General features: G+C 71.2%; 15 protein-coding genes, 1 tRNA gene and 2 pseudogenes. 6 read left to right on the top strand and 12 right to left on the bottom strand.

Annotated elements, in window-relative coordinates; all coding sequences use genetic code 11:
• Positions 1-279 precede the first annotated feature (279 nt).
• Together NFU81_RS12535 and NFU81_RS12530 are read left to right on the top strand one after the other, a co-directional pair.
• Entirely contained in the window at positions 280-1,314 is a 1,035-nt protein-coding gene (locus NFU81_RS12535; protein ID WP_205042777.1) for a LacI family DNA-binding transcriptional regulator, read from the top strand.
• A gap of 151 nt (positions 1,315-1,465) precedes the next feature.
• Positions 1,466-1,726, top strand: a complete 261-nt coding sequence (locus tag NFU81_RS12530; RefSeq protein ID WP_251488861.1) for a hypothetical protein — start codon at positions 1,466-1,468, stop codon at positions 1,724-1,726.
• A 152-nt stretch (positions 1,727-1,878) separates the two neighbouring features.
• Here the strand turns inward: NFU81_RS12530 and NFU81_RS41265 are convergent.
• The 3 genes and pseudogenes from NFU81_RS41265 to NFU81_RS12520 all read right to left on the bottom strand — a co-directional run.
• Positions 1,879-2,433 (bottom strand): annotated as a pseudogene (locus tag NFU81_RS41265) (beta-1,3-glucanase family protein); the annotation flags it as partial.
• A 267-nt stretch (positions 2,434-2,700) separates the two neighbouring features.
• Positions 2,701-3,696, bottom strand: a pseudogene (locus NFU81_RS41260) (discoidin domain-containing protein); the annotation flags it as partial.
• 314 nt (positions 3,697-4,010) lie between these two features.
• Entirely contained in the window at positions 4,011-5,552 is a 1,542-nt protein-coding gene (locus NFU81_RS12520; protein WP_251488855.1) for a cellulose binding domain-containing protein, read from the bottom strand.
• A gap of 294 nt (positions 5,553-5,846) precedes the next feature.
• On the opposite strand from NFU81_RS12520, the gene NFU81_RS12515 reads away from it, so the two are divergent.
• Positions 5,847-8,777: a glycoside hydrolase family 48 protein gene (locus NFU81_RS12515; RefSeq protein WP_251488851.1), complete on the top strand. Its 2,931-nt coding sequence runs from the start codon at positions 5,847-5,849 to the stop codon at positions 8,775-8,777.
• A 279-nt stretch (positions 8,778-9,056) separates the two neighbouring features.
• On the opposite strand, the gene NFU81_RS12510 is transcribed toward NFU81_RS12515, so the two are convergent.
• The 3 genes from NFU81_RS12510 to NFU81_RS12500 form a co-directional block, all read right to left on the bottom strand.
• Positions 9,057-9,132 (bottom strand) — tRNA-His (locus NFU81_RS12510).
• Positions 9,133-9,219: 87 nt separating this feature from the next.
• On the bottom strand, positions 9,220-9,816 hold the full coding sequence (gene orn, locus NFU81_RS12505) for an oligoribonuclease (protein WP_251488848.1): 597 nt from the start codon (positions 9,814-9,816) through the stop codon (positions 9,220-9,222).
• Between the two features lie 5 nt (positions 9,817-9,821).
• A complete protein-coding gene (locus NFU81_RS12500) occupies positions 9,822-11,144 on the bottom strand; it encodes a helix-turn-helix domain-containing protein (RefSeq protein ID WP_251488845.1) in 1,323 nt (440 codons plus the stop codon).
• Positions 11,145-11,917: 773 nt separating this feature from the next.
• Between NFU81_RS12500 and NFU81_RS12495 the strand changes: the two genes are divergently transcribed.
• Positions 11,918-12,439 carry a universal stress protein gene (locus tag NFU81_RS12495; RefSeq protein WP_251488842.1) on the top strand — a complete coding sequence of 174 codons (522 nt, stop codon included), beginning with the start codon at positions 11,918-11,920 and terminating at the stop codon, positions 12,437-12,439.
• Between the two features lie 66 nt (positions 12,440-12,505).
• Here NFU81_RS12495 and glmS read toward each other — a convergent pair whose 3' ends face one another.
• From glmS to NFU81_RS12465, 6 genes are all read right to left on the bottom strand, one after another.
• A complete protein-coding gene (gene glmS / locus NFU81_RS12490; RefSeq protein WP_251488839.1) occupies positions 12,506-14,320 on the bottom strand; it encodes a glutamine--fructose-6-phosphate transaminase (isomerizing) in 1,815 nt (604 codons plus the stop codon).
• Positions 14,321-14,370: 50 nt separating this feature from the next.
• Positions 14,371-14,646 (bottom strand): hypothetical protein, encoded by a 276-nt coding sequence (locus NFU81_RS12485; protein WP_033172782.1) that lies wholly within the window; start codon positions 14,644-14,646, stop codon positions 14,371-14,373.
• Between the two features lie 165 nt (positions 14,647-14,811).
• The gene (locus tag NFU81_RS12480; protein ID WP_251489076.1) at positions 14,812-15,972 is read right to left on the bottom strand and encodes an acyl-CoA dehydrogenase family protein; all 1,161 of its coding nucleotides are present in this window, start codon (positions 15,970-15,972) and stop codon (positions 14,812-14,814) included.
• An 8-nt stretch (positions 15,973-15,980) separates the two neighbouring features.
• On the bottom strand, positions 15,981-17,030 hold the full coding sequence (locus NFU81_RS12475; protein WP_251489074.1) for a hydroxymethylglutaryl-CoA lyase: 1,050 nt from the start codon (positions 17,028-17,030) through the stop codon (positions 15,981-15,983).
• 83 nt (positions 17,031-17,113) lie between these two features.
• A complete protein-coding gene (locus NFU81_RS12470; RefSeq protein WP_251488836.1) occupies positions 17,114-19,189 on the bottom strand; it encodes an acetyl/propionyl/methylcrotonyl-CoA carboxylase subunit alpha in 2,076 nt (691 codons plus the stop codon).
• A gap of 8 nt (positions 19,190-19,197) precedes the next feature.
• On the bottom strand, positions 19,198-20,826 hold the full coding sequence (locus tag NFU81_RS12465) for a carboxyl transferase domain-containing protein (protein ID WP_251488832.1): 1,629 nt from the start codon (positions 20,824-20,826) through the stop codon (positions 19,198-19,200).
• A 96-nt stretch (positions 20,827-20,922) separates the two neighbouring features.
• On the opposite strand from NFU81_RS12465, the gene NFU81_RS12460 reads away from it, so the two are divergent.
• Together NFU81_RS12460 and NFU81_RS12455 are read left to right on the top strand one after the other, a co-directional pair.
• Positions 20,923-21,534, top strand: coding sequence for an SACE_7040 family transcriptional regulator (locus NFU81_RS12460; protein WP_251488829.1), 612 nt, complete (start codon positions 20,923-20,925; stop codon positions 21,532-21,534).
• Between the two features lie 59 nt (positions 21,535-21,593).
• Positions 21,594-22,751 (top strand): acyl-CoA dehydrogenase family protein, encoded by a 1,158-nt coding sequence (locus NFU81_RS12455; protein WP_251488825.1) that lies wholly within the window; start codon positions 21,594-21,596, stop codon positions 22,749-22,751.
• Position 22,752: the final 1 nt, after the last annotated feature.

Genomic DNA, 22,752 nt, shown 5'->3' with positions numbered 1-22,752 from the left:
TGCGGGTGGTGCGTGGGTCCCCGGGGGCGTACGTACGGATGGCGCTGTGGGAGCGCTCCCACGTAGGCTTTCCGGAACATTCACGCCTAGGAGGGGTCAGTGTCAAGATGTGAAGTCCATTTCGTTGCCGGAACGTGTCCGGAGCTGACTCTTGATTACTTCTTGAACGGAAGCTCCCGCCTGGGGCTTGTAGTGTGGGAGCGCTCTCAAGAACCGCTCCTGCGGGGAAGGACCGGGCGCTAAGGTGGCGCGAAATGAGTACTGGAGGCGGCAGTGGCCATGAACGGTCGGCACAGCGGACGTCCCACCCTTGAGGAGGTGGCGCTGCGCGCCGGGGTCGGGCGGGGTACGGTCTCCCGGGTGATCAACGGATCACCGCGGGTGAGCGACCGTGCGAAGGCCGCCGTCGAGGCCGCCATCGCCGAACTGGGGTACGTCCCCAACCGGGCGGCCCGGGCGCTGGCGGGCAACCGCACGGACGCCATCGCGCTGGTCATCCCGGAACCGGAGACCCGGCTGTTCGCCGAGCCGTACTTCTCCGACATCATCCGCGGCATCGGCGCCGAGCTCGCCGACACCGACATGCAGCTGCTGCTGACGCTGATCCGCACCCCCAAGGAGCGGGCGCGGTTCGCGCAGTACCTGGCCGCGCACCGGGTCGACGGGGTGCTGCTGGTGTCGGTGCACGAGGACGACCCGCTGCCGGACCTGCTGGAGCAGCTGGAGATGCCGGCGGTGCTCAACGGCCGCCGCAGCGACCTGGAGTCGGTCTCCTACGTCGACGCCGACAACGTCGGCGGGGCGCGGGCCGCGGTCGCCCACCTGATCGCCCGCGGGCGGCGGCAGGTCGCCACCATCACCGGGCCGCCGGACATGTACGTGGCGCGCAGCCGGCTCGACGGCTACCGGCAGGCCGTCGAGGCCGCTGCCGGCGGTCTGGACGCCGGCTTCGACACCGCGCTGGTGGCCCGCGGCGACTTCACCGAGGAGGGCGGCCGGCGCGCGATGCGCGAGCTGCTGGTGCGCCGTCCCGGCATCGACGCGGTCTTCGCCGCCTCCGACGTGATGGCCGCCGGCGCCAGGGCGGTGCTCCGCGAGAGCGGCCGCCGGGTGCCCGACGACGTCGCGCTGGTCGGCTTCGAGGACTCGGCCATCGCCCGCCACATGGACCCGGCCCTGACCAGCGTGCGGCAGCCCACCGAGGAGATGGGCCGCACCATGGCCCGGGTGCTCCTGGAGGAGATCGCCGAGCGCGAGTCGGTGCGGCGGCACGTGGTGCTCGCCACCGAGCTGGTGCAGCGGGACTCCGTCTAGGGCGGGCATGCCCTGACGGTGCGAGGGCCGCAGGCCCGATCGGATACGACCGCGCAGCGCACGGGTGGGAGCGCTCCCGTGCGGGGCGGGCGGAGTTTCCGAACGCCCGTACCCGGGGAACCGCGGTGCGGGCGCCGGGCGTTGGAGGGTCATGCGGATCACCAGAACGAGCCCGCTGATCTACGCGGCCGTCATCGTGGCCTCCCCGGTCCTGCTGCTGGCCGGCGACCCGCTTGCGAACGCCGCTCTGCGCCGCGAACGGGCCAAGGCGACCCCGTTGCCCGGCGGCGACTCCGTACGGCACTACAGCGGCTCCAGGGGCCTTCTGAACGCCCATACGTTCTTCTCCAACCCGCTGTCGATCGCGCTGACCGCCCCGAGCCGCTGGGTGGGCGACCGGCTGCGCCGCTGAGCGCCCCCCGGGCGGCGGGGCGAGCGCCGCGGAAAAGCACACCGCCGGGGGCGGGGGCCGGTACACGTGGGGCGTGTACCGGACCCGCCCCCGGCGGTGCTGTGGGGGGATGTGGGGGGATCCGGGGAAGCTCGGGGAGGGACCGCCGGCGGTCAGAAGCCGACGGCGACCTCCATCCACTGCGGGTTCTGCTGGGAGGCGTAGGCGGCCTGGCCGGCCACGTCGTCGTACGGGAAGCCGTAGGCGAGGTGGTTGATGCCGTGGTCGTGCCAGTACTTGGCGTACCAGTTGGCCGGGTCGCCGCCGGTGTAGAACTTGGTCGGGTCCTGCTGCTGGTCGGCCGGGAGGGTCGCGGTGTGCCGGTTGAGCGCCGCGCACTTCGCCGCGTCCGCGCCCATGGTGCCGGCGCAGCCGAAGATGTTCGAGGTGGGCTCGTTCACGCCGACCGACTGGGCGTAGGCGGTGTAGTAGTTGGCGTTGACGCCGCCGGCCCGGAAGCTCGGGTCGCTGCCCGGGGCGATGATCCGGTAGGGCGCCTGGGTCTGCGCGAGCACCTTGAACTGCTGCGGCACCGCGTTCTGGAAGGACTGGAAGACCTGGTCGCGGCTCATGGTGAACAGGTCCTGGCTGTCACCGAGCTGGATGTCCTCGCCGCTGTGCGAGTGCAGCCGGATCGCCAGCGGCAGCGCCCAGGCGTCCACCCGGGTGGTGTTGCCGTTGAAGACGGTCGCGCCGATGGTGAACTCGATGAAGTCGTTGTACTGGCTGTTCGGCGAGCCGACGTAGAAGTACATCCGGCCCGAGGAGTTCGCCGGCATGTCGAAGTACGGCTGCTCGGCGATGGAGTGCACCTGGCCGTTGAAGCTCCAGTACACCTGGCTGTCCGGGTAGGCGCCGTTGGTGCGGTTGAGGATCTTCAGTTCCATCACGTTTTGCGCGGCCGGGATGTCGTCCGTGGTGCCCCAGAACGAGTCGGGCGGGGTGGTGGTGCCCCCGGTGGTCCCGCCGTTGGTGCTGCCGCCGCCGGTGGTGTGCACCTGGAACTCCCACAGCGAGTCGCCGTAGGCGGTCGCGCGGGCGGTGGCGTAGACGCGGACGTAGCGGCCGGTGCCGTTCACGTCCAGGTTCTGGACGCCGCCGGTGCCGGTGGTGGTGGAGTAGACCGTGGTCCAGGCGCCGCTCGGGTTGTCGGTGACCTGGATCTGGTAGGCGGTCGCGTAGGCGGCCTCCCAGTTCAGGCCGACGCCGCAGACCGTCTGCGAGGAGCCGAGGTCGACCTGCAGCCACTGCGGGTCGCCGAAGGCGCTCGACCAGCGGGTGCCGGTGTTGCCGTCGACCGCCGCGGAGGCGGGGGTGCCGGCGTTCTCGGCGGACGACGCGGTGGCCGTCTTGCCCTGCGCGCTGTTCGCGGTGCCGCACGCCGAGGGGGTCGTCGAGCCGCCGGTGCCGTAGACCTGGAACTCCCACAGCGAGTAGCCCCACTGGGTGGCCCGCACGGTCCCGTTGACCCGCACGTAGCGGCCGGAACCGTTTACGGTCAGGTTCTGTACGCCGCCGGTGCCGGTGGTGGTCGAGTAGACGGTGGCCCAGGTGGTGCCGTTGTCGGACGTCTGGATGGTGAAGGCCTTGGCGTAGGCGGCCTCCCAGTTGAGCGTCACCTGGCTGATGGCCTGGCTGCTGCCGAGGTCGACCTGGAGCCACTGGGGGTCGGACGCCGCGCTGGACCAGCGGGTGCCGGTGTTGCCGTCGACCGCCGCGGAGGCGGGGGTGCCGGCGTTCTCGGTCGACGACGCGGTGGCCGGCTTGCCCTGCGAGAGCAGGGTGCCCGCCGCGCGCGCCGGGGACTGCGACGTCACCACGAGCACGAGTCCCGCGAGCAGCGCGAGCAGGGCGGTGAGGACCAGATACGGCTGGCGTCCGCGGTGGCGTCCTGGCCGTCTGCGCACCAGCGGGGAAGTGCTGCCTGACATGTGTTCTCCTCAACCGGGTGGGGGTCCGTGACGGAGGCCGCCAGAGCATGGTGAGAGCGCTCTCTTGGCGAGGTGATGTTTACAAGGCACGTACATCCGCGTCAATAAGTTGTTCAATAATGGCCAGTTGAGACTTCCGGCGACTACGAGACTCGAACGGATGCGCCCTCGCCCGCCGCCCGCTCAACCCCTGCTCAGGCGGCAGATCCGGCGCCGCGGGCCGCCCCCGGCGCGCCGCGCGCGGACATGGGGAGGGGCGGGCCCGTGCACGCCATCCATGCACGGGACCGCCCCCGTCTCGGGGTGCCGCCGGGTCAGCCCAGCGACGCCAGGTGGTTCTTCAGGCCCAGGCCGTAGTTGGTCGCGGTGCCGTCGTAGGAGGAGATCAGCGAGGGGCCGGAGGAGCAGTCCCAGGTGTTCCAGGTCCACCCCAGGTAGGACAGCTGGTGGCTGTCCAGCCAGCTCATGAAGCTGTCCGTGAAGGAGTGGGCGCAGGTGTTCTCGCCGATCTCACCGGCCACCAGCGGCACCTTCGCCGCGACCGGCGCCAGCTGCGAGTCCCAGCAGGAGCTGTTGGCACATGAGTTGAAGTTGTATACGTGAACGGCCGCCGCCAGGTTGCCCGTCGGGTCGGTCGGCTCGTGCGTCAGCCACCCGGTCAGGTCGTTGGAGTAGGCCAGGCCGCCCATCATGACGACGTTCTGCGCGCCGGTGCCGCGTACCGCGTCCAGCATGTCCTGCATGCCCGCGACCTGGTAGCCGATGCCCGGGCAGGTGCCGCCGTCCCGCCAGCAGGACCAGGCCTGGTCGGTGGTCGAGGTGGCGCGGTCGGGGTAGGGCTCGTTGAACAGGTCGAAGACGATCGAGGTGTTCGACTTGAAGGTGTTCGCCACGCTGGTCCAGAACGGGACCGCGTACTGCGCGTCCGGCATCGGCTTCTGGCAGGTCGCGTTGACGTCGCTGCAGCCCGCGGAGTTGCCGGTGTAGGTGCCGTGCGTCCAGTGCAGCTCGACGATCGGCGTGATGCCGTGCGCCACCAGGCGGTTGACCCAACCGGTGATCGCGGAGATGTAGCTGGCGCCGCCGTCGGCCGCCGGGACGTAGCTCAGGCCCTCCCAGCAGTCCTCGTTGAGCGGTACGCGGACCGCCGTGACGCCCTTCCAGCTCTTGATCGCGTTGATCGCCGTGTCGTCGACCGGCCCGTCGAAGATCCCGTTGCCCTGCGCGCAGGCGAACTCGGTGCCGGAGCGGTTCACGCCGTGCAGGACGACCTGCTTGCCGGTGGAGTCGACCAGCTTGTTTCCGGCCACGTGCAGCTTGGGCGGCGCGGCGTCACCGGTGGGCGGGGTGGTGGGCGGGGTGGTCGGCGGGACCGTCGTCGGCGTGGTGGGCGGGGTCGCCGGGGTGCTGGGCGGTGTCTCGGTCGGCTCCCCGATCTGGGTACAGGTCGCGCCGTTGAGCGTGAAGCCGATCGGCATCACGTTCTTGCCCGACCAGCTGCCGAGGAAGCCCGCGCTGACCGAACCGCCGGTGGGAATGGCCCCGTTGTACGACAGCGAGGTGGCGTGCACGGCCGTACCGGACTGGGTCCAGGTGGCGTTCCAGCCCTGGGTCACCTTCTGGCCGCCGGCGAAGTTGAAGGCCAGGTCCCAACTGGTCGTCGGCGCACCGGTGTTGGCTATGACAACGTTGCCCTGAAAGCCGGCGTCCCACTGGTTGGTGACCGTGTACGTGACCGAGCAGGTCGGCGCGGCACCGGCCGCGGCGCTGCCGAGCGTGGGGAGCAGCGCGGCGGCCGCCGCCGCCGTGGTGACGGCGGCGATGGAGAACGCCGCGGTGCGCGTGGGTCGTCGCATGTGCGACTCCTCATGATGTGGGGGGATCGAGAGAAATCGAGTGAACGAGAAGTGGACGCGCTCCCACTGGTCCGCCGCAGACCTTAGCGCCAAGTCCGGTCCGACGGTAGAGGGGATGGAGGGGCTGGCGGGAGTCCTCGTCGACTCCCGCAGACGAGGCCCCGTCAGCAGGCGGTTCTGATTCACCTCTTGACAGTTCTTCGTCAACGCCTTGATGGTGGGAGCGCTCCCACTGGTTCACAGCTGAATCGCAGAACCCATCCCCCCACAAGAACCGCGAGGAGGACCTCTCGCATGCCCAGAGGAAGACCGATCGGAACGCGGACCAGGCGTGTGCTGACGGCGCTGACCGCCGCGCTCGCCCTGCCGCTCGGCCTGACCATGGCCACCGGCGGCGGCGTCGCGCACGCGGCCGGACTGCAGTGCAGCGTCGACTACACGACCAATGACTGGGGTTCCGGTTTCACCGCGAACACCAAGATCACCAACCTCGGCACCGCCGCGATCGACGGCTGGACGCTGACGTACTCCTACGCCGGCAACCAGACGCTGCAGAGCGGCTGGAACGGCACCTGGTCGCAGTCGGGCAAGGCCGTCACTGTCAAGTCGCTGGACTGGAACAAGACAATCGCGCCCAGCGCGAACGTCACGTCGAGTGCCAACTTCAACTACAGCGGCACCAACACCGCGCCGACCAGTTTCAGCGTGAACGGCACGGTCTGCGGGGGCGCCCACCAGCCTCCGCTGCCGGTGCTCACCAGCCCGACGGCCGGTGCCACCTTCAGTGCGGGCGCCACCATCCCGCTGGCCGCGACCGCGGTCGCCGCGGACTCGGCGACCATCAGCAAGGTGGAGTTCTACAGCAGCACCACGCTGCTCGCCACCGACACCACCGCGCCGTACTCCTTCGACTGGAGCGCGGTCCCGGCGGGTGACTACTCGGTCTACGCCAAGGCGTACGACAGCCTCGGCGCGTCCGCCGAGTCCACCCCGGTGGGCGTGCACGTCGCGAGCGGCCCGGCGATCGTCGCCTCGCCGACCACCGTGTCGGTGCAGCAGGGCAAGACCGGCACCTTCGGCGTGAAGCTGTCCAGCGCCCCGACGTCCAACGTGACGGTCGCCGTGGCGCGCACCGCGGGCAACACCTCGCTGAGCGTGCAGTCGGGGGCGAGCCTGACCTTCACCCCGTCGAACTGGTCGACCGCGCAGAACGTCACGGTCGCCGCCGCCACCACCGGCACCGGCTCCGCGACGTTCTCGGCCACCGCGACCGGCTACAGCACCGCCGCTGTCACGGTGAACGAGATCAGCGCGACCGGCGGCGACTACGCGGCGCGGTTCCTGTCGCTCTACGGGAAGATCACCGACCCGGCCAGCGGCTACTTCTCGCCCGAGGGCATCCCGTACCACTCGGTCGAGACGCTGATCGTCGAGGCCCCGGACTACGGTCACGAGACCACGTCCGAGGCGTACTCGTACATGATCTGGCTGCAGGCGATGTACGGCCAGGTCAGCGGCGACTGGAGCAAGTTCAACGCGTCGTGGGCGATCATGGAGAAGTACATGATCCCCACCCACGCGGACCAGCCGACGAACAGCTTCTACAACGCCAGCTCGCCGGCCACCTACGCCCCCGAGCACCCGCTGCCGTCGGACTACCCGTCGCAGCTCGACAGCAGCGTCAAGTCCGGCGTCGACCCGATCGCGGGCGAGCTGAAGTCGGCCTACGGCACGGACGACATCTACGGCATGCACTGGCTCCAGGACGTGGACAACATCTACGGCTACGGTGACACGCCCGGTGGCGGCTGCGAGCTCGGCCCGAACGCCGACGGCCCGTCGTACATCAACACCTTCCAGCGCGGCGAGCAGGAGTCGGTGTGGGAGACCGTGCCGCAGCCGACCTGCGACGCGTTCAAGTACGGCGGCAAGAACGGCTACCTGGACCTCTTCACCGGTGACTCCGCCTACTCGCAGCAGTGGAAGTACACCGACGCACCCGACGCCGACGCGCGCGCGATCCAGGCCGCCTACTGGGCGGACACCTGGGCCAAGGCGCAGGGCAAGGGCGCGGACGTGGCGGCCACCGTCGCCAAGGCCGGCAAGATGGGCGACTACCTGCGGTACTCGTTCTTCGACAAGTACTTCAAGAAGATCGGCAACTGCACCAGCCCGACCGCGTGCCCGGCCGGCACCGGCAAGGACAGCGAGCACTACCTGCTGTCCTGGTACTACGCCTGGGGCGGCTCGTCCGGCTCCGGCGGCGGCTGGGCCTGGCGGATCGGTGACGGCGCCTCGCACTTCGGCTACCAGAACCCGCTGGCGGCCTACGCGCTGACCACCGACACGGCCATGGCGCCGAAGTCGGCCACCGGCAAGCAGGACTGGACCACCAGCCTCGGCCGGCAGCTGGAGTTCTACCAGTGGCTGCAGTCCTCCGAGGGCGCCATCGCCGGTGGTGCCACCAACAGCTGGGGCGGCTCCTACAGCCAGCCCCCGGCCGGCACGCCCACCTTCTACGGGATGGCGTACGACTGGGAGCCCGTCTACCACGACCCGCCGTCGAACCAGTGGTTCGGCATGCAGGCCTGGTCGATGGAGCGGGTCGCGGAGTACTACCAGCAGACCGGTGACACCAAGGCCAAGGCCGTCCTCGACAAGTGGGTGACCTGGGCGATCTCCCAGACCACCATCAACGCGGACGGCACCTTCAAGATCCCGTCCGACCTCCAGTGGACCGGCGCGCCGGACACCTGGAACGCGAGCAGCCCGGGCAGCAACGCCGGCCTGCACGTGACGGTCTCGGCCTACGGCAACGACCTGGGCGTCGCGGCGGCCTACGCCAAGACGCTGTCCTACTACGCCGCCAAGTCCGGCAACGCCGCGGCCAAGACCACGGCCAAGGGCCTGCTCGACAGCATGTGGGGCAAGTACCAGGACCCGCTGGGCATCGCCACCCCGGAGACCAGGACCGACTTCAACCGGTTCGACGACCCGGTGTACGTGCCGTCCAGCTTCTCCGGCACGATGCCCAACGGCGACAAGATCGACGCGAACTCCACCTTCATCGAGCTGCGGTCCTTCTACAAGAACGACCCCAACTGGTCGAAGGTGCAGGCCTACCTCAGCGGTGGGAACGCGCCGAGCTTCACCTATCACCGCTTCTGGGCGCAGGCGGACATCGCGATGGCGATGGGTGCCTACGGTCTGCTCTTCGGCGAGTGATCCGCACCTCCGGCGGGAGCCGGGGCGGGGGATGACCCGGGTTTCCTGACAGTCACCCGGCCCGTCCCAGGCCCCCGCCGGCCCCGGGCCGCGGCCCCGCCCCCTCCAGGCACTCGGAGGGGGCGGGGCCGCGGTATGTCCGCCGGCGGGCGCCGGCCTGGTTCCGCCGGCGGGCGCCCTGCCCGCGAAGGGGCTGCTCATGACGCGGCCCATGACGTGAAGCGGCTCCCGACACGAAGAGGCCCCGTCCCGGTTTCCCGGGGCGGGGCCTCTTCCTCGTGGGGTGAGTGACGGGACTCGAACCCGCGGCATCCTGGACCACAACCAGGTGCTCTACCAGCTGAGCTACACCCACCATGAGCGGCGCTTTCCCGGCTGATCTTGCTGGGGTGGCGCCGCCTCGAAAAGTGTACAGGGTGGCGAGGGGTGGTCGCGCCCTCGTTTACCGGACGACGTGGCGGGCCGCGATCGACCGCGCCGTGTCGGTGTCCGGGCCTGGCTGCGGGACGAAGACCGCCTCGCGGTAGTAGCGCAGCTCCGCGATGGACTCGCGGATGTCCGCCAGCGCCCGGTGGTTGCCGTTCTTCTCCGGGCTGTTGAAGTAGGCCCGCGGATACCAGCGGCGGGCCAGCTCCTTGACCGAGGAGACGTCCACGATGCGGTAGTGCAGGTGCTGTTCCAGGGTCGGCATGTCGCGGGCCAGGAAGCCGCGGTCGGTGGACACCGAGTTCCCGCACAGCGGCGCCTTGCGCGGCTCGGCGACCTGCCCGCGTACGTAGTCGAGCACGATCGCCTCGGCCTCGGCGAGCGACACCCCGCCGGCCAGCTCCTCCAGCAGGCCGGACGAGGTGTGCATCGTGCGGACCACGTCCGGCATGGTGTCGAGCGCCTCGGCGGGCGGGCGGATCACGATGTCCACCCCCTCGCCGAGCACGTTCAGCTCCGAGTCGGTGACCAGCGCCGCCACCTCGATCAGCGCGTCGTGCGCCAGTGACAGGCCCGTCATCTCACAGTCGATCCACACCATCCGGTCGTTCATGCGCCTCACCCTACGGGGCGATCACGTGGTCCCGGCAGTGCGGCGCCGAGACCGCGTCCCGCGCGCAGCCTGCCGCGCCCGGGAGCGTCCGCGGCGTCGCCCCTGCCGGGCTGCTCGGGGACCCGGGAGGCGAAGGTGTCGCCCTCGGGTTTGCCGGGCGCCGTCAGGATCTGCGAGACCGGCCCGTGCGCGGCCGTGACGGGCACGCTCGCGCTGCGGCGCAGCGCCGCCAGGTCCGCGGGCGCCGGCGGCCGCTCCTGGTCGTCCTGCGGCCTGCGGGCGCGGTAGGCGGCCCGGTAGGACGCGGGGGAGGAGCCGAGCTGCCGCCGGAAGTGGCCGCGCAGCGCCACCGGGGAGCGGAAGCCGCAGCGGCCCGCGACCTCGTCCACCGAGTAGTCCGACGTCTCCAGCAGCCGCTGCGCCTGCAGCACCCGCTGGGTGATCAGCCACTGCAGCGGCGCGCTGCCGGTCAGCGACCTGAAGCGGCGGTCGAAGGTGCGCCGGCTCATGTAGGCGCGGGCGGCCAGCGCCTCGACGTCGAACTGCTCGTGCAGGTGCTCCAGCGCCCAGGCGACGACCTCGGCCAGCGGGTCGGCGCCGATCTCCTCAGGTAAAGACCTGTCCAGGTGCCGCTGCCCGGTCTGCCAGTCGGCCCGCCGCGGCGGTACGACCAGCCGCCGGGCCAGCGCGGCGGCCGCCTCGCCGCCGTGGTCGGTGCGCACCACGTGCAGGCACAGGTCGATTCCGGCCGCGGTGCCGGCCGACGTCAGGACGTCGCCGTCGTCCACGAACAGCTCCCTGGGGTCCACGTGGACCGACGGGTAGCGCTTGGCGAGCGTGGGCGCGTACATCCAGTGCGTCGTGGCGGGCCTGCCGTCCAGCAGGCCGGCCGCGGCGAGCACGAAGGCGCCGGTGCACAGGCCGATGATCCTGGCACCCTCCTCGTGCGCCCTGCGGATCGCCTCCAGGGCCTCCGGCGGCGGCGCCTGGGAGATCGACCGCCACGTCGGCACCACGACCGTGCCGGCCCTGGACAGCGCCTCCAGACCGTAGGGCGCGGTCAGTTCGAGGCCGCCGGTGGTGCGCAGCGGCCCGTCCTCGCCCGCGCAGACCAGCAGCCGGTAGCGGGGCACTCCCGCGTCCTGGCGGTCTATGCCGAAGACGGACAGCGGTATGGAACTCTCGAAGATCGGGCCACCGCTGAAGAGCAGCACCGCGACCACTTCGGGCCGCCGGCGCGCGGAGAGCTTACGGATGGCGCGAGGTGATGCCGATGCTGCTTGCGACGGACTCTCCGTCGCCGTACCGGAACCGGACTCCTGGCTCATGGAGCTCAAGCCCCCCTCGAAATCGACGCGTCGTCACCTCGGTCCTGCACGTTCCCCCCGCGAGGCCACTCATGATCAAATCTACTGCGTCTGGTGGGGCGCCAGTGACACCTTTGGCACCTGACGCTAAGTCGACAAGACAACGTGGCGTAAAGCATTCGATCACGAAGCGTTTCACTCGTGGCGCCCGGAGGGAAGTACGCCTCCCGTCACTTCGGCCACGCAGAGCGTCATCCGCGACACGCCGCATCGTAGAACCGCAGGTGGCAGAGGTGTTAGCGGGCGCAATTCCGAACGGGCGCACAGGGGTGAGAAGTTGGCCGAAAAACGCCGTTCATGAGCCGGATGCGCGTAAAAGGAGCCGGGTGGTGCGCCGGGCGGTCGTGGCCAGGCCGCCACGCGGCCCGGCCGAACGGTTCATTCCGGCGGATATACGGTGGCCGGAGCGGGTAAGACCCCGGATACGGCGCGCGGCCGCCCGCGGGTGTTCCCATGCGCCCCCGGGATGCTCCGGTGCGCCGCAGCGTGCAGCCGGTTGGCGGGATGGCGTTGCGCTCTCGCCGCCGCTCCGGCATTCTCCTGGGAACTCGGGGTACGCGACCTGTGAAGCCACCGTCACGTCTGTGCAGGCTGACTTCGCGGCCGTACCCTGGAGAGAGTGGGACGGGACGTGGCGAACTGGCCCAAAACGGCCGATCCGGCGTCCCATCCCGCACGCACCGTCCTGTCCGCTGCTCGGCGCGTCAGCGCCGCCCTCGCCGAGAATCCGCATCATGGCCGGTCATGAGTTCCCCGAGCCCGCCGATCGCAGGCCGCTCGCCGAATCGGCGGCACTGCCCGAGCAGGCCCCAGCCCTGAGCCACGCCTGTGATCCCGCCTTCCGGCACGGCGTCGTGGTGGGCTTCGACGGTTCCGTTTCCAGCGAGCGCGCCCTGTCGTACGCCATCGGCATGGCCCGCAGGACGCATTCCGCGCTGATCATCGTGCACGTCGCCAACCGGCTGCCGGCCACCGTCTGGGCGGGCTGCGAACCGCCGGTCTTCGTCGACGTCCCCGACCACCGCACCGAGGTCCTGGGTCTGGAACTGGCCTGCGCCGACCACCTCGCCGAGATCTCCTGGGTGCTGGTCGAGCGCGGCGGCGACATCTGCCACGAACTGGAGGAGGTCGGCCGGGAGTACGAAGCCGACGCCATCGTGGTCGGCGGCACGCACGGGCTCGCGGGCCGGATCTTCGGCTCGGTCGCCGGGCGGCTGGCCCGGCGGGCGCAGCGGCCGGTGGTGGTGATCCCGTAACACGCGGAAACGGGTGGGGGCCGGTCGACCGACCGGCCCCCACCCGTGTGTCCGGGTCGCGTGCGGCTACTCCACCGTGACGGACTTCGCCAGGTTGCGCGGCTTGTCGATGTCCCGGCCCAGGGCCAGGGCGGTGTGGTACGCGAAGAGCTGCAGCGGGATGCCCATCAGGATCGGGTCCAGCTCGTCCTCGTTCTTCGGCACCACGATGGTGTGGTCGGCCTTCTCCTGCTCCTGGTGCGCCACCGCCAGGATGCGGCCGCTGCGGGCCTTGATCTCCTCCAAGGCGGCGCGGTTCTTCTCCAGCAGGTCGTCGTCCGGCACGATCGCCACGGTCGGCATCGACGGGTCGATCAGCGCCAGCGGGCCGTGCTTCAGCTCGGAGGCCGGGTAGGCCTCGGCGTGGATGTAGCTGACCTCCTTGAGCTTCAGCGACGCCTCGCGGGCCACCGGGTAGCCGCGGACCCGGCCGATGAAGAGCATCGAGCGGGCGTCGGCGTAGGCCTTGGCCAGCTGCTTGATCTCCGGCTCGGTCTTGAGGATCTCCTCGATCTGGGCCGGCAGCCTGCGCAGCCCCTCGATGATCCGCTTGCCGTCGGTGACCGACAGGTCACGCACCCGGCCCAGGTGCAGCGCCAGCAGCGCGAAGGCGACCACGGTGTTGGTGAAGCACTTGGTGGAGACCACGCACACCTCGGGACCCGCGTGGACGTACGTGCCGCCGTCCGCCTCGCGGGCGATGGCGGACCCCACGACGTTGACCACGCCCAGCACCCGGGCGCCCTTGCGCTTCAGCTCCTGGACGGCGGCCAGCACGTCGTAGGTCTCGCCGGACTGCGACACGGCGACGTAGAGGGTGTCGGGGTCCACCACGGGGTTGCGGTAGCGGAACTCGGAGGCGGGCTCGGCGTCCGCGGGGATGCGCGCCAGCTCCTCGATCAGCCCGGCGCCGATCTGGCCGGCGTGGTAGCTGGTGCCGCAGCCCAGGATCTTGATCCGCCGCACGCTGCGCGCCTCGCGCGCGTCCAGGTTCAGGCCGCCCAGGTGCACGGTCGCGAAGCGGTCGTCGATCCGCCCGCGCAGCACCCGGTCCACCGCCTCGGCCTGCTCGAAGATCTCCTTGTGCATGTACGTGTCGTGGCCGCCCATGTCGTACGACTCGGCCTCCCACTCCACGGTGGTCGGCGTCGCCGTGGTCTGCGAGCCCTCGGTGGTGTACGTGCGGAAGTCGTCGGCCTTCAGGGTGGCCATCTCGCCGTCGCCGAGGGTGACGACCTGCCGGGTGTGGGCGACCAGCGCGGCGACGTCGGAGGCGACGAACATCTCCTTCTCGCCGATGCCCAGCACCACCGGGGAGCCGTTGCGGGCCACCACGATCCGGCCGGGGAAGTCCTGGTGCAGCACCGCGATGCCGTAGGTGCCCTCGACCGACCGCAGCGCCTCGCTGACCTTCTTCTCCAGCGTCTCGGCGGCGGACCTGGCGATCAGGTGGACCAGCACCTCGGTGTCGGTCTCCGAGGCGAAGACGATGCCCTCGGCGGACAGCCGGGTGCGCAGCTCGGAGGCGTTGTCGATGATCCCGTTGTGGACGACGGCGACCTTCCCCTCGCCGTCCAGGTGCGGATGCGCGTTGACGTCGCTGGGCGCGCCGTGGGTGGCCCAGCGGGTGTGGGCGATGCCGGTGGTGCCGGAGAAGCGCTTCGGGATGCGCGACTCCAGCTCGCGTACCCGGCCCTTGGCCTTGACCGTGCGCAGCTCGCCGGTCTTGCCGGTGATGGCGACGCCGGCCGAGTCGTAACCGCGGTATTCGAGCCGCTGCAGCCCTTCGAGCAGCAGTGGCGCCACGTCGCGCTTACCGATGTATCCGACGATTCCGCACATGTGCCGTCCGTCCCTCTCCGTCGTCCTCGTTGCCCTGTGTGCCCTGGACCTCAGCCGTAGACGATGCGGCGCAGCTGGCGCTGGGAGAGCGCGGCGGGGGCGACCGCCCGGTGCGGCAGCTCCTCGCCGATCCGCTCGAAGATCTCCGCGTTGACCAGGCCCTTCGCCTGGAGCTCGCGGTGTCTGCGGCGGACGTACTCCTCGGTCGTCTCGTCGAAGTACGCCAGGACGTCCAGCACCACCCGGGACGCCTCGCCGCGATGCAGCGGCGTGGTGCGCACCAGGTGATCGATCAGGTCTTCGTAGGAGGTCCGGCGTTCGAGCACTCGTTGATACTGGTGTGATGATCTTCCGTTTGCAAGAATCCTGCCCGATTCCGGGCAGGAAGTCAGGTCAAGAGCGGCCAAAGGAGTGACGCACCGCCCCCTGGGGGGCGGTGCGCCATGACGGTCAGGGTGGTCCCGGGTGGTCCGGGGTAGTCCGGGGTGGTCTCAGCCCACCAGGCCCAGCTCCCGCGCGATCAGCATCCGCTGCACCTCGCTGGTGCCCTCGCCGATCTCCAGGATCTTGGCGTCGCGCCACATCCGCGCCACCGGGTACTCGTTCATGAAGCCGTAGCCCCCGTGGACCTGGGTGGCCTCGCGGGCATTGGTCACCGCGATCTCCGACGAGTACAGCTTGGCCAGCGCCGCCTCCTTCTTGAACGGCTCCCCGTGCACCAGCCGGGACGCCGCGTCCCGCCACGCCAGCCGCGAGGTGTGCGCCCGCATCTCCATGTCGGCGAGCTTGAACTGGATGGCCTGGTTGGCGCCGATCGGCCGCCCGAACGCCTCCCTGGTCCGCGCGTACTCCACCGACTCGTCCACGCAGCCCTGCGCCAGCCCGGTGGCCAGCGCCGCGATGGCGATCCGCCCCTCGTCCAGGATGCGCAGGAACTGCGCGTAGCCGCGGCCCTTCTCGCCGAGCAGGTTCGCCGCCGGCACCCGGCAGTCGGTGAAGGACAGCTCCCGGGTGTCCGAGGCGTTCCACCCGACCTTGCTGTACTTCTTCGACACCGTGAAGCCGGGGGTGCCCGACGGCACGATGATCGACGAGATCAGCGGGCGCCCCTCGTCGGTACGGCCGGTGACCGCCGTCACCGTGACCAGGCCGGTGATGTCGGTGCCCGAGTTGGTGATGAAGCTCTTGGTCCCGTTGATCACCCACTCCCCGGCCGCCTCGTCCAGCCGGGCCGTGGTGCGGGTGCCGCCCGCGTCGGAGCCACAGTCCGGCTCCGTCAGCCCGAACGCCCCCAGCATCTCGCCCGAGCACAGCCGGGGCAGCCACTCGCGCTTCTGCTCCTCGGTGCCGAACCTGAACACCGGCATCGCGCCCAGCGACACCCCCGCCTCCAGGGTGATCGCCACCGAGGAGTCCACCCGGGCCAGCTCCTCCAGGACCAGGCACAGCGCGAAGTAGTCGCCGCCCATCCCGCCGTACTCCTCGGGGAACGGCAGCCCGAACAGACCCATCCGTCCCATCTCCCGCACGATCTCGTACGGGAACTCCTCCTGCTCGTAGAACTGGCCGATCTTCGGCGCGATCACATCCCGGGCGAACTCCGCGACGGTGGCGCGCAGCTCCTCGTACTCCTCGGACAGACGGTGGTCGATCGGCATGGCTACTGCTCCCGGTGGGTGAGGGCGCGGACGGTACGGGACGGGCTGGGCCGCCCCAACTGCTCCGCCATCCAGACGCTTGTGGCGCTGAGGCGGTCGAGGTCGACCCCGGTGGCGATGCCGAGTCCGTTCAGCATCCACACGAGGTCTTCGGTCGCGAGATTCCCGGTGGCGCTCTTCGCGTACGGGCAGCCGCCGAGCCCGCCGGCGGAGGCGTCCACCACGGTGACGCCGCGCTGGAGGGCGGCCAGCGTGTTGGACAGGGCCTGCCCGTAGGTGTCGTGGAAGTGCACGGCCAGCCGCTCCACGGGGATCGTGCCGCTCGCGGCCGCCGGCCGGTCGGTGCCGGTCCTGGCGCCGGTGCCGGCCGCAGGTCCGATCCCGGCTCCGGCCCCGGCTCCGGCTCCGGCCCCGGCCCCGGTCAGCTCGTCCAGCAGCGCGGTGACCTGGCCGGGTGTCGCGACCCCGATGGTGTCGCCGAGGCTCAGCTCGGTGCAGCCCATCTCGTACAGCCGCCGGGCGACCGCCGCCACCTGCCTGATCGGCACCGGCCCCTCCCACGGGTCGCCGAAGCACATCGACAGATAGCCGCGGACCGTCGCCCCTGCTGTTCTGGCCCGCGCCACCACCGGCTCGAACATCGCCAGCGACTCGTCCACCGTCCGGTTGAGATTCGCCCGGGCGAAGGACTCGGTGGCGCTGCCGAAGACCGCGATCTCGCGTACGCCCAGCTCCAGTGCCCGGTCCAGCCCCCGCTCGTTGGGGACCAGCACGGGCAGCCGGGTGCCGTCGGTACCGGCGGCGCCTTCTGTGAGGTCGGCGAGGTCGGCGAGCAGGGGCATCAGCTCGGCGGCGTCGGCCAGTTGGGGCACCCACTTCGGGTGCACGAAGCTGGTCGCCTCGATCGTGGTCAGTCCCGCCGCGGCCAGCCGGTGGATGAACTCCGCCTTCACCGCGGTCGGCACGGTCCGCTTCTCGTTCTGCAGACCGTCCCGCGCGCCGACCTCGTGGATGCGCACCCGCTGCGGCAGCCCGTCCGCCGGGACCGCCATCGGCAGTCCCAGGCCGAGCACCTCCGGCACCTCGGGCGCGGCGCCGGTCCCGGTCCCGTTCCCGGTCCCGCCTGGCGTCCCGGTCACGGCGCCTCCCCGGGCCGGCCGTCCGCCGCGGCCTGCGCGCCGCCGGGCGGCTCCGCGGGGGTGACCACGGCCAGCACCTGGTCCATCGCCACCGTCGAACCCGCACCGACGTCGATCTCGGTCACCGTCCCGTCGTGCGGGGCGGTGATCACGTGCTCCATCTTCATCGCCTCCACCACCAGCAGGCTCTGCCCGGCCACCACGTCCTCGCCCTTGGCGACCTTCACCACGGTGACCGTGCCCGGCATCGGCGCGGTCAGGGCGCCACCGCCGGCGCCCAGCGCGGCCCCCCGCAAGGCCGCCGCCACCGGGTCGTACGGCTGCACCCACCAGCTCTCGCCTTCCCGGCCCAGCCAGTCGCCGGCGTGGACGAAGGTGTGCACCAGGCCGCCGGTGTGCAGCTGTGCCCGCGGCCCGTCGAGGCTGACCGCGGCCGCCGTCGCGGGACCGTCGCCGATCCGCACCTCGCCCTGCCTGACCCGCACCGCCACCGGCTCGTGGCCCGGCACCCTCAGGTGGTGCACGGTCCAGGCCGGCTCGCCCCCCAGCCGCCAGCCGCTGGCCGCCGAGAACGGGTCGGTCCAGCCGTCCGGTCCCGGCGCCGGGGCCAGTGCCGCCTGCCGCAGCAGCGCCGCGGCCGCGTAGACCTCGTCGGGTACGCCGCCGGGCACCAGCGCGGCGGCCTCCCGCTCGATCAGCCCGGTGTCCAACTCGCCCGCCGCCACCGCCGGGTGCTCCAGCAGCCGTCGCAGGAAGGCGGTGTTGGTGTCGAGCCCCAGCACCACCGTCTCCGCCAGCGCGGCCCGCAGTCGCCGCAGTGCCGTCGCCCGGTCCGGCCCGTGGGCGATCACCTTGGCCAGCATCGGGTCGTAGGCGGTGCCGACCTCGGTGCCCGCCAGCAGCCCCGAGTCCACCCGCACCCCGGGTCGCCCGGCCGGTTCGTGCAGCGCGAGCACCGGCCCGGCCGAGGGCAGGAAGTCGACCCTGCCGTCCGCCGCCCTTGCGGTCTCCGCGCAGATCCGCGCCTCGACCGCGTGCCCGGTGAGCGTCACGTCCTGCTGCCCGAAGTCGAGCCGCTCGCCGGCCGCCACCCGCAACTGCCAGGCCACCAGGTCGAGACCGGTCACGAACTCGGTGACCGGGTGCTCGACCTGCAGCCGGGTGTTCATCTCCATGAAGAAGTACGCCGACGGGTCGGCCCCCGGCACGATGAACTCCACCGTCCCCGCCCCGGTGTAGCCGCAGGACCTGGCCGCCTGCACGGCCGCCTCGCCCATCGCGGCCCTGGTCGCCGGGTCGAGCAGCACCGAGGGCGCCTCCTCGATCAGTTTCTGGTGCCGCCGCTGCAAGGAGCACTCCCGCTCGCCCAGGTGCACCACCTGGCCGTGGGCGTCGGCGAGCACCTGGATCTCGATGTGCCGCGGCCGGTCGATCCAGCGCTCGACCAGCAGCGTGTCGTCGCCGAACGACCCCAGGGCCTCGCGCCTCGCCGCGGCGATCTCCTCGGGCAGCGCCGCCGGGTCCCGCACCAGCCGCATGCCCTTGCCGCCGCCGCCCGCCGACGGCTTGAGCAGCACCGGCAGCCCGATCTCGCGCGCCGCCTCGGCCAGTTCGGAGTCGGACAGCCCGCTGCCGCTGCTGCCGGGCACCACAGGTACCCCGGCGGCCTCCACCGTCTCCTTGGCCCGGATCTTGTCGCCCATCAGCTCGATCGCGGCGGCCGGCGGCCCGATGAAGACCAGCCCCGCCTCGGCGCAGGCCCGGGCGAAGCCGGCGTTCTCCGCCAGGAAGCCGTAGCCGGGGTGGACGGCTCCGGCACCCACCGCTGCGGCGGCCCGCACCTGGTCGGTGGCCGACAGGTAACTCCCCACCCGCACCGCGGTGTCGGCCTCCCGTACGTGCCGGGCGCCGGCGTCCGCCTCGGTGAAGGCGGCGGCCGACCGCACGCCCAGCTCGCGCAGGGTGCGGATGATCCGGACGGCGATCTCGCCGCGGTTGGCGACCAGGACGGTGCCGAAGAGGGCGGCCCCCGCGGTGCCGGCCGGGCCTGTGGTCGAGGTACTGCTCGTCATCACGGCCCTCACATCCGGAAGACGCCGTAGCCGGGCGCGGCGGGATCGGCGGTGGGCAGCGGGGCGTTGGCGCAGGCGGTGAGCGCCAGGCCCAGCACGGTGCGGGTCTCCAGCGGGTCGATCACCCCGTCGTCCCAGAGCCTGGCGGTGGCGTAGTAGGCGTTGCCCTGTGTCTCGTACTGCTCGCGGACCGGCTGCTTGAAGGCCTCCTCGGCCTCCTCGCTCCACTTCTCGCCGGCCGCCGCGAGCTGGTCGCGCTTGACGGTGGCCAGCACCGAGGCGGCCTGCTCGCCGCCCATCACCGAGATCTTGGCGTTGGGCCACATCCACAGGAAGCGCGGGCTGTAGGCCCGGCCGCACATCGAGTAGTTGCCGGCTCCGTAGGACCCGCCGATCACCACGGTGAGCTTGGGCACCCGGGCGCACGCCACCGCGGTGACCATCTTGGCGCCGTGCTTGGCGATGCCGCCCGCCTCGTACTGCCGGCCGACCATGAACCCCGAGATGTTCTGCAGGAACAGCAGCGGGATGCCGCGCTGGTCGCACAGCTCGATGAAGTGCGCGCCCTTGAGGGCCGATTCGGCGAAGAGGATGCCGTTGTTCGCCACGATCCCCACCGGGTGGCCGTGGAGGTGGGCGAACCCGGTGACCAGCGTCGTGCCGTACTCCGCCTTGAACTCCGCGAACCGGCTGCCGTCGACCAGCCGGGCGATCACCTCGCGCACGTCGTAGGGGGTGCGGGAGTCGACCGGCACCGCGCCGTACAGCCCCGCGGGGTCGACCGCCGGCTCCTCGGCCGGCCGCAGCGTCCACGGCGGGGCGCCGCGGGCGGGGAGGGTCGCGACGATGTCCCGGACGATGCTCAGCGCGTGCGCGTCGTCCTCGGCGAGATGGTCGGTGACCCCGGAGACCCTGGAGTGCACCTCGCCCCCGCCCAGCTCCTCCGCGGTGACCACCTCGCCGGTGGCGGCCTTCACCAGCGGCGGGCCTCCCAGGAAGATCGTGCCCTGGTTGCGCACGATGACGGCCTCGTCGCTCATCGCCGGGACGTAGGCGCCGCCCGCGGTGCAGGAGCCGAGCACGGCGGCGATCTGCGGGATGCCGCGGGCCGACATCGTGGCCTGGTTGTAGAAGATCCGCCCGAAGTGGTCGCGGTCGGGGAAGACCTCGTCCTGCCGGGGGAGGAAGGCGCCGCCCGAGTCCACCAGGTAGACGCAGGGCAGCCGGTTGTCGAGGGCCACCTCCTGCGCGCGCAGGTGCTTCTTGACCGTCATGGGGTAGTAGGTGCCGCCCTTGACGGTGGCGTCGTTGGCGACCACGACGACCTCCCGCCCGGCGACCCGGCCGATCCCGGCGATCACCCCCGCGGCCGGCGCCTGCCCCTCGTACATCCCGTCCGCGGCCAGCGGCGCCAGTTCGAGGAAGGGCGAGCCGGGGTCGAGCAGTCCGTCCACCCGGTCTCTGGGCAGCAGCTTCCCGCGCGCGGTGTGGCGGACTCTGGCCTTCTCACCGCCGCCGAGGCGCGCGGCGGCCAGCTTGTCGCGCAGGGCGGCGCTGAGCGCGGTGTGTGCCTGCGTGTTGACGCGGAACGCCTCCGACGCCGGATCTGCGGCGCTGGACAGGGCGGGTGCTGCCATGGTTCGGCCCCCGGTGGTGCGGCTGAGGATGTTAGCGAGCGTTAACTGATGACTCCACGTTAACGCTCGCTAACAGGATTGTCTAGACTTGATCTCATGAACGCGACGAACACGTCGGTGAGCCGGCGCGACCAGATCCTCAGGGAGGCCGCACGGCTGTTCGCCGAGCGCGGTTTCCACGGCGTGGGAGTGGACGAGATAGGCGCCGCGGTCGGCATCAGCGGCCCGGGGCTCTACCGGCACTTCGCGGGTAAGGACGCCATGCTCGCCGAGCTGCTGGTGGGTATCAGCGGCCGGCTGCTGACCGCGGGCAAGCGGCGGGTGGTGGAGGCGGCGGGTCCCGAGGCCGCGCTGGACGCGCTGATCCGCGGCCACATCGACTTCGCGATCGACGACCGCCCCCTGATCACCCTGCACGACCGCGAGCTGGACCGGCTGCGCGAGTCCGACCGCAAGCTGGTCCGCCAGCTGCAGCGGCAGTACGTGGAGGAGTGGGTGGCCGTGGTCGGCCGGGTCCACCCCGGCGCCACCGAGCGCGAGGTGCGGGCCGCCGTCCATGCGGTGTTCGGCCTGCTCAACTCGACCCCGCACCTCGGCGCCCAGTCCAGCCTGCCGGGCCGCCGGGAGATGTCGGAACTGCTGCGCAGGCTGGCCCTCGGCGCTCTGGGCGCTCTGGACAGCACCGCGGACTGGCGGGTAACTTACTGAGCGCTTGCTTATCGCCTGAGGGCAGCGTCCAGTCACCACTCGCCGACGGGAGGCGCGCTGTGCGCCGTACGGTGTTCAACGAGGACCACGAAGCATTCCGCGAGACGATACGTGCCTTCATCGAGGCCGAGGTGGTCCCCGTCTACGACGAGTGGCTGGCCGCGGGCCAGGCCCCGCGTGACTTCTACTACAAGCTCGGTGAGCTGGGCGTCTTCGGTATCGAGGTGCCCGAGGAGTACGGCGGCGCCGGCGAGGAGAGCTTCAAGTTCCAGGCCGTCCTCAGCGAGGAGTGCGCCCGCGCCGGTGTCAGCTTCGGCGGCAGCAGCGTGCACACCGGCCTGTGCCTGCCGTACGTGATGGCCTACGGCACCGACGAGCAGAAGAAGCGCTGGCTGCACGGCTTCGCAAGCGGCGAGACGATGTTCGCCATCGCCATGACGGAACCGGGCACAGGCTCCGACCTGGCCGGCATGAAGACCACCGCCAAGCTCTCCGCCGACGGCACCCACTACGTCCTCAACGGCGCCAAGACCTTCATCACCGGCGGCGTCCACGCCGACCGCGTCATCGTCTGCGCCCGCACCGCACCGGCCACCGCGGAGGACCGCAGGGCGGGCATCTCGCTCTTCGTGGTCGACACGAAGTCCGACGGCTACGCGATCGGCCGCAAGCTGGACAAGCTCGGCCTGAAGACCTCCGACACCGCGGAGCTGTCCTTCTCCGACGTGAAGGTGCCGCTGGAGGACCTGCTCGGCGAGGAGGGCAAGGGCTTCTCCTACCTCGGCCAGAACCTCCCGCAGGAGCGGCTGGCCATCGCCGTGGGCGCCTACGCGCAGGCCGCGGCCGCGATCCGCTTCGCCCAGAACTACGTCCAGGAGCGCACGGTCTTCGGCCAGACCGTCGCGTCCTTCCAGAACACCAAGTTCGAGCTGGCCGCCTGCAAGGCCGAGGTGGACGCGGCCCAGGCCGTCGTCGACCGCGCCCTCGAAGCCCACGACCTGCGCGAGCTGACGGCCGCGGACGCCGCGTCCGCGAAGCTGTTCTGCACCGAGGTCGCCGCCCGGGTGATCGACCGCTGCCTGCAGCTGCACGGCGGATACGGTTACATGAACGAGTACCCGATCGCGCGCCTGTACGCCGACAACCGCGTCAACCGCATCTACGGCGGCACCAGCGAGGTCATGAAGTCGATCATCGCCAAGTCGATGGGCCTGTGAG

Source organism: Actinacidiphila cocklensis (assembly GCF_907177275.1).
GTDB lineage: Bacteria > Actinomycetota > Actinomycetes > Streptomycetales > Streptomycetaceae > Actinacidiphila > Actinacidiphila cocklensis.
This window is presented reverse-complemented; position numbering and strand designations above follow the sequence as displayed.